This window comes from Cryobacterium sp. TMT1-2-1 (assembly GCF_004403955.1).
Taxonomy (GTDB): Bacteria; Actinomycetota; Actinomycetes; order Actinomycetales; family Microbacteriaceae; genus Cryobacterium; species Cryobacterium psychrotolerans.
Genome location: NZ_SOHC01000083.1, coordinates 37908 through 44471, shown reverse-complemented (window position 1 = coordinate 44471; position 6564 = coordinate 37908). Strand labels below are relative to the sequence as shown.

Sequence of the window (6564 nt, the reverse complement as noted above, 5' to 3'; positions counted from 1 at the left end):
AGGCGCGGCCGTCGCCGTGGCGTTCGCCGTCGCGACGGACGCCGCCGGCCAGGCGGACGCGCCGGCCGTGACCGGCGCGTCGGCCTCGGCCCACGCCATCCGCCCGGCGTAGATCTCGTTGAAGCGCGCGGTCAGCCGCTCGGCGAGGCGCCGGGAGTTCGCGAAGACGATCGAAGACGTGTGCGCGAGCACCTGGTCGACGATGGCCTCCTCGACGTGCGGCCAGATCGAGCCGGACTGGAGCACGGATGCCGCCGATCCCTCACGTGGCTGTCCCCCGCCCGGCGTTCCCTCCCGCGGCGGGGCGGCGCCGAGCCGGCTCATGTCCTCGACCGGGACCACCACCCGCAGGTCGAACCGTTTGCCCGAGGCCGGCGCGACGATCTCGACCGGCGCCGCCCCACCGAGGAACCGGGCCACCTCGGCGGCCGGCCGCACCGTGGCGGAGAGCCCGATGCGTTGCGCCGGTTTCGCCAGCAGAGCGTCGAGCCGCTCGAGCGACAGGGCGAGGTGCGCCCCGCGTTTGCTCGCGGCCACCGCATGCACCTCGTCGACGATGACCGTGTCGACGCCGCGCAGGGAGTCGCGGGCCGCGGAGGTGAGCATGAGGAAGAGCGACTCGGGCGTGGTGATGAGGATGTCCGGCGGCGTCTTGACCAGCGCCCGCCGCTCGGCGGCGGGGGTGTCTCCCGAACGCACGCCCACGCTCACCCGCGGCGGTTCGGAGCCGAGCCGTGCGGCGGCCCGGGTTATCCCGACGAGCGGTGCGCGAAGGTTGCGCTCGACGTCGACGCCGAGGGCCTTGAGCGGGGAGATGTAGAGCACCCGGGTGCCCGGCGCCGCGCCCCCGGCGGCCGGCGGGGCGGCCGCGAGGCGGTCAATCGCCCAGAGGAACGCGGCGAGGGTCTTGCCCGACCCGGTCGGCGCGACGACCAGCGCGTGCGAGCCGCGGGAAATCGCATCCCAGGCCCCGAGCTGTGCGGCCGTGGGCGCGGCGAACGCTTCCCGGAACCACGCCCGGGTGGCCGGCGAGAAGCGTCCGAGCACCTCGTTCATCTGCTCATCTTTGCCGATCCCACCGACAACTCCTAGCTCGAGGCGACCAGTTGCACGCGGAGCGAGTCGACGGACGTCGCGATGACGTCGTCCGCGGCCCAGCGCGCTGCCAGCCGGGCGAGGGTGGCGTCGAGTTCGGCCTGGGTCAGGCCGTCGACCAGTTCCAGCCGCACGACCAGTTCCGGCCCGTCGAGGCGGGCGTCGGGGTCCCCGGCGCCGAGCGCGACGGAGAGCACGGACAGCTCGGTCGCGATGGAGGCGGCGAAGGCATCCGCCACCGGCCGGCTCGCGTAGCTGGGCAGCCACGGCTGCGACTGGGCGATCGCCCAGAGCGCCGGGCGCCGGATCACGAATTCGGTGGCCGAGGTCGGGTCGAGCACGACCAGGTCGGTGTTCTCCTGGGCGGCGGCGAGGGCCACCCGGTTCGCGTCGGAGGGCACCGGCCGGGCCTCGGCATTCCACGCGGCCATCGCGGCAGCCGAGGTGAAGACGGGCAGCACGTTCCGGCCGTCCGGGCCGGCCACGGTGATGATCGAGAGCTCCTGGCTCTTGTCGATCGTGAGCCCACCGGCGGTGGTGCCGGACTCCCCCAGCTCCGTCACGAGCGGCACGAGCAGGCGGGAGTCCCGGATGGCGTCGATCACGCTCTCCTCGCCGGTCTCGCGGGCGCGGAACCGGCGGAGCGCCTCGAGCAGGTGCTCCGGCGCCGATCCGTCGTCTTCGGCGCTCGTATTCGCCCGGAACTCTCGCCCGGCCCAGGGCTGCCCGGCCGAGTCGGCCGGACCGTCGGGCCGGCCGGTGGATCCGAGGTTAGTCGCCCGCGACATCCAGTGCCTCACCCAGGGTGAAGGCGCCCGCGTAGAGGGCCTTGCCCACGATCGCGCCCTCGAGGCCGAGCGGAACGAGTTCGCGGAGGGCGGCGATGTCGGCGAGGCTCGAGATGCCGCCGGAGGCGATCACCGGGCGGTCGGTGCGCTCCAGGACCTGGCGGAGCAGTTCGATGTTGGGGCCCTGCAGGGTGCCGTCCTTGGTGACGTCGGTGACGACGTACCGGGTGCAGCCGGCCTCTTCGAGGCGTTCGAGAACCTCCCAGAGGTCGCCGCCCTCCTTCGTCCAGCCGCGCGCGGCCAGCGTCGTGCCGCGCACGTCCAGGCCGACCGCGATGGCGTCGCCGTGCTGCGCGATGACCGAGGCGGCCCACTCCGGGTTTTCCAGCGCCGCGGTACCCAGGTTGATCCGGCGCACCCCGGCGCCGAGGGCCGCCTCGAGCGAGGCGTCGTCGCGGATGCCGCCGGACAGCTCGACGTTGACGCCATCCAGGTGGCCGATGACCTTCCGGATCACGTCGGTGTTGTTGCCGCGGCCGAAGGCGGCGTCGAGGTCGACGAGGTGGATCCATTCCGCGCCCTGAGCCGCCCAGTCGGCGGCGGCATCCACGGGGTCGCCGTAGTTGGTTTCCGTGCCGGCCTCCCCCTGGGTGAGTCGGACGGCCTTGCCGTCGGCCACATCGACGGCCGGAAGGAGGATGAGGCGCGGGGTGCTGACGAGTTCGCTCATGGTGTGCGGTGTCCTTGCTCGGGGTGGCCGCCGGTTTCGGCGGCGCGGATGAACTGTGGGGGGCTAGTCGCGGAGCGAGCCGAGCCAGTTCGACAGCAGGCGGATGCCCGCTTCGCCGGACTTCTCCGGGTGGAACTGGGTCGCCGACAGCGGTCCGTTCTCGACCGCGGCGAGGAAGGGTCCTCCGTGATCGGCCCAGGTCAGGCGGGGCCGCGGGAAGGGCGGCATGACGTCGAGCGTCCACTCCTGCGCTGCGTAGGAATGAACGAAGTAGAAGCGTTCCTCTTCGAGGCCGCGAAACAGTACGGAGTCGGTGTCGGGTGTGATGGTGTTCCAGCCCATGTGCGGCAGCACGGGGGCCTTCAGCTGCGTGACGGTACCCGGCCACTCGCCGAGACCCTCGGTGTCGACGCCGCGTTCGACGCCGTGCTCGAACATGACCTGCATGCCCACGCAGATCCCCAGCACCGGTCGGCCGCCGGCGAGCCGGTGGTCGATGATGTCGTCGCCGCGCACGGCCTTGAGTGCGGCCATCACCGCGCTGAACGCGCCCACGCCGGGCACGACGAGGCCGTCGGCCTCGAGCGCCTGTCGGCGGTCAGCGGTCAGCGTCACCTCCGCCCCGGCCAGCTCGAGCGCCTTCACAGCGGAGTGCACGTTGCCCGTGCCGTAGTCGAACACGACGACGGAGGTCACAGGGCGCCCTTGGTCGACGGGATGCCCGAGACGAGCGGGTCCATCGCCTTGGCCTGGCGGAACGCGCGGGCGAACGCCTTGAATTCCGCTTCGGCGATGTGGTGCGGGTCGCGCCCGCCCAGGACGGTGACGTGCACGGTCAGGGCGGCGTGGAAGCTGATGGCCTCGAAGACGTGCCGCACCATCGACCCGGTGAAGTGCCCGCCGATGAGGTGGAACTCGAAGCCTGCGGGCTCGCCCGTGTGCACGAGGTACGGCCGCCCGGAGATGTCCACGACCGCCTGCACGAGGGCCTCGTCCAGCGGCACGAGGGCGTCACCGTACCGGGAGATGCCGGACTTGTCGCCGAGAGCCTGCTTGATCGCCTGGCCGAGCACGATTCCGATGTCCTCGACGGTGTGGTGCACGTCGATTTCGATGTCGCCGCGCGCACGCACGGTGAGGTCGGTCAGGGAGTGCTTCGCGAACGCCGTCAGCAGGTGGTCGAAGAAGGGCACCGAGGTCTGGATGTCGCCGACCCCGGTCCCGTCGAGGTTGAGGGAGAGTTCGATGCTCGATTCGCTCGTCTCCCGGTGAAGCTGAGCGACGCGGGGCGAGGACGGAGTGGATGAGCTCATACGCCTAGTTTATTCGGCGGCGGGACCGCGGCGTGCCAGAGCGTCAAGGAATGACGTCGTCTCGGCTTCGGTGCCGGCGGTCACGCGAAGGTGGCCGGGGATGCCGACATCCCGGATGAGGATGCCCTCGGCCAGCAGCGCGTCGAAGGTCGCCCGCGGGTCGGCCACTCCCCCGAACAACACGAAGTTGCTGCCGCTGCGGTACGGAGTGAAGCCGAGCCTGGTCAGCTCGGTGACGAGCCGGTCGCGCTGGTCGCGGATGTCCTCCACCATCGCCAGCATCTCGGGGGTGTGCGCCAGGGCGGCGCACGCGGCCGCCTGCGTCAGCGCGGACAGGTGGTACGGGAGGCGCACCAGTCGCAGCGCATCCGTGACGGCCGGATCGGCGGCGAGGTAGCCGACCCGAGCGCCGGCGAAGGCGAAGGCCTTGCTCATCGTGCGGGAGACGAGCAGCCGCTCGCGCCCGGCGAGAAGGGTGAGGGCGCTCGGCGCGCCGACGGGCGCGAACTCCGCGTAGGCCTCGTCGACGACGACGATGCCGTCGGTCGCGTCATACACGGCCGCGATCGTGTCGAGGGAGAGGGGCGTGCCGGTCGGGTTGTTGGGCGAGCAGAGGAACACGAGGTCGGGGGTGGTCTCCCGTACCCACCGGACGGCGGTGGCCGGCGTGAGTTCGTAATCCGGGTCGCGGTCGCCGGCGATCCAGCGCGTGCCGGTTCCGGACGCGAGGATGGAGTACATCGAGTACGTGGGCGCGAAGCCGAGGACCGAACGGCCGGGGCCGCCGAAGGCTTGAAGCACCTGCTGCAGGACCTCGTTGGAGCCGTTGGCCGCCCAGATGTTTTCCCGGGTGAGCCCGTGTCCGAGGTAGCCGGCCAGGCTCTCGCGCAGCTCGGTGAACTCGCGATCGGGGTACCGGTTCACCGTGGACACGGCCCTGGCCAATGCCGCCACGATGTCGCGGGCGACCGGCTCCGGGATGGGGTGCGTGTTCTCGTTGACGTTGAGCGCCACGGGCACGTGCAGCTGGGGCGCACCGTACGGGGTGAGGCCGCGCAGGTCGTCGCGGAGGGGGAGATCACTGAGGTTCGTCACCTGCTCGATCTTAGCCGCGGCCCGCGGACGGACGCCGTGGCTACAGGCCGGCCGGCAGGGCCAGGCGCTGCCCGGACTGCACGCTCTCGGAGGTGAGCTGGTTGAGGCTGACGATCTCCGCGATCAGGTCGCGAGGATCGCTGGTCGGTGCGAGGGACTCGGCCAGCTGCCAGAGGGACTGGCCCGGGTTGATGGTGACGTAGTCGAATTCAACGCTCCCCACGCCGGCCGTGTCGGCTCCCGTGGAATCGCTCGCGCCCTCGGCGGACGCCATGCCGCCGTTGAGGGCGACGACGAGCGCGACGGCGACGAGGGGCAGCGCTGCGAGCGTGGTGAACACGACGCGGCCGCGGCGGGTGAGGCGCAGATGGGTGGACGTGCTGACTGCTGCGTTCATGTCGAACCTCCTGGTTGATAACGCATCCGGCCCTCGGCCGGGAGGACCGGATGCGAACCTATGTTCCGAATGTATCTTCGAATGTTCGAACAATCAAGCACATTTACGGTTGTAACCCGAATGAGACCCGCGACACACTCGAATACATCTTTGTTATCGGGGGTTATGCCGGATACAGTTTCGAGTGTCAGATTGTTCGTTTTGAACTCAACCAGACACCACCGACATTCCTCCGCGAGGGTCATCCCCCCGTCTGCGGACCGGCACGAGGAGCACGAACGTGAGCAAGGACACCGGTTCCCGCGAGAAGGGCGGCACCCGTCGGCGCAAGAGCCTGAGCGAAAAGCAACTCGCCATCCTGGATGTCATCCAGCGCTCGGTCAGCCAGCGCGGCTATCCGCCGAGCATGCGCGAGATCGGCGACGCGGTGGGCCTCTCATCCCTCTCGAGCGTCACGCACCAGCTCAACCAGCTCGAGCTGAGCGGATACCTGCGCCGCGACCCGAACCGTCCCCGCGCCATCGAGGTGCTGATCGAGCTCCCGCAGTCACCCGACGATGTGGCGGCCGGCTCCACGGAGAACTTCCAGTCCGGCCTGCAGGTCGGCGACGCCGTCATGGTGCCGCTGGTCGGCCGCATCGCCGCCGGCGTGCCGATCATGGCCGACCAGATGATCGATGAGATCTTTCCGCTCCCCCGCCAGCTCGTGGGCAAGGGCGAGCTGTTCATGCTCAAGGTGATCGGCGAATCGATGATCGACGCCGCGATCTGCGACGGCGACTGGGTCGTCGTACGCCAGCAGAAGAACGCGGAGAACGGCGAAATCGTCGCGGCGATGCTCGACGGCGAGGCGACGGTCAAGGTCTTCCGCCAGCGCGACGGCCACATCTGGCTGCTCCCGCGCAACACCAACTTCGAACCGATTGTGGGCGACCACGCCGAGATCCTGGGCAAGGTCGTGGCCGTGCTGCGTTCGGTATAAACGACGATCCGGGCGCTGTGCGACGCGCCCGGATCGCCCCGAAGTGGTGCCGCCGTGCGCGCCCGCAGCCCACTCGGCAGCCATAGTCTGGAACGGCGGCGCGCACCGAATGTGGTGAGTGCTTCCCGTTCAGGTGATCCGCTGGAGGCCGATTGCGGGCCGCC

8 protein-coding genes are annotated in these 6564 nt (G+C 70.5%); 1 reads left to right on the top strand and 7 read right to left on the bottom strand.

Annotated features, from left to right (window positions below; all coding sequences use genetic code 11):
* The 7 genes from E3T33_RS14965 to E3T33_RS14935 form a co-directional block, all read right to left on the bottom strand.
* Window positions 1-1056: DEAD/DEAH box helicase (locus tag E3T33_RS14965; protein ID WP_134575703.1), on the bottom strand; the 1056-nt coding region annotated here is incomplete at its 3' end.
* 32 nt (window positions 1057-1088) lie between these two features.
* The gene (locus E3T33_RS14960) at window positions 1089-1883 is read right to left on the bottom strand and encodes an SseB family protein (protein WP_092323959.1); all 795 of its coding nucleotides are present in this window, start codon (window positions 1881-1883) and stop codon (window positions 1089-1091) included.
* A complete protein-coding gene (gene priA / locus E3T33_RS14955; RefSeq protein ID WP_092323957.1) occupies window positions 1867-2613 on the bottom strand; it encodes a bifunctional 1-(5-phosphoribosyl)-5-((5-phosphoribosylamino)methylideneamino)imidazole-4-carboxamide isomerase/phosphoribosylanthranilate isomerase PriA in 747 nt (248 codons plus the stop codon). The genes E3T33_RS14960 and priA overlap by 17 nt, the downstream gene beginning before the upstream one ends.
* Before the next feature lie 63 nt (window positions 2614-2676).
* Window positions 2677-3309 carry an imidazole glycerol phosphate synthase subunit HisH gene (gene hisH, locus E3T33_RS14950; protein ID WP_092323956.1) on the bottom strand — a complete coding sequence of 211 codons (633 nt, stop codon included), beginning with the start codon at window positions 3307-3309 and terminating at the stop codon, window positions 2677-2679.
* Window positions 3306-3926 (bottom strand): imidazoleglycerol-phosphate dehydratase HisB, encoded by a 621-nt coding sequence (gene hisB / locus E3T33_RS14945; RefSeq protein WP_092323954.1) that lies wholly within the window; start codon window positions 3924-3926, stop codon window positions 3306-3308. The genes hisH and hisB overlap by 4 nt, the downstream gene beginning before the upstream one ends.
* Window positions 3927-3935: 9 nt before the next feature.
* Window positions 3936-5021, bottom strand: coding sequence for a histidinol-phosphate transaminase (locus E3T33_RS14940; RefSeq protein WP_092323952.1), 1086 nt, complete (start codon window positions 5019-5021; stop codon window positions 3936-3938).
* Between the two features lie 40 nt (window positions 5022-5061).
* On the bottom strand, window positions 5062-5418 hold the full coding sequence (locus tag E3T33_RS14935) for a LysM peptidoglycan-binding domain-containing protein (protein WP_092323951.1): 357 nt from the start codon (window positions 5416-5418) through the stop codon (window positions 5062-5064).
* Between the two features lie 280 nt (window positions 5419-5698).
* Between E3T33_RS14935 and lexA the strand changes: the two genes are divergently transcribed.
* Window positions 5699-6400, top strand: coding sequence for a transcriptional repressor LexA (gene lexA, locus E3T33_RS14930; RefSeq protein ID WP_092323949.1), 702 nt, complete (start codon window positions 5699-5701; stop codon window positions 6398-6400).
* Window positions 6401-6564 lie beyond the last annotated feature (164 nt).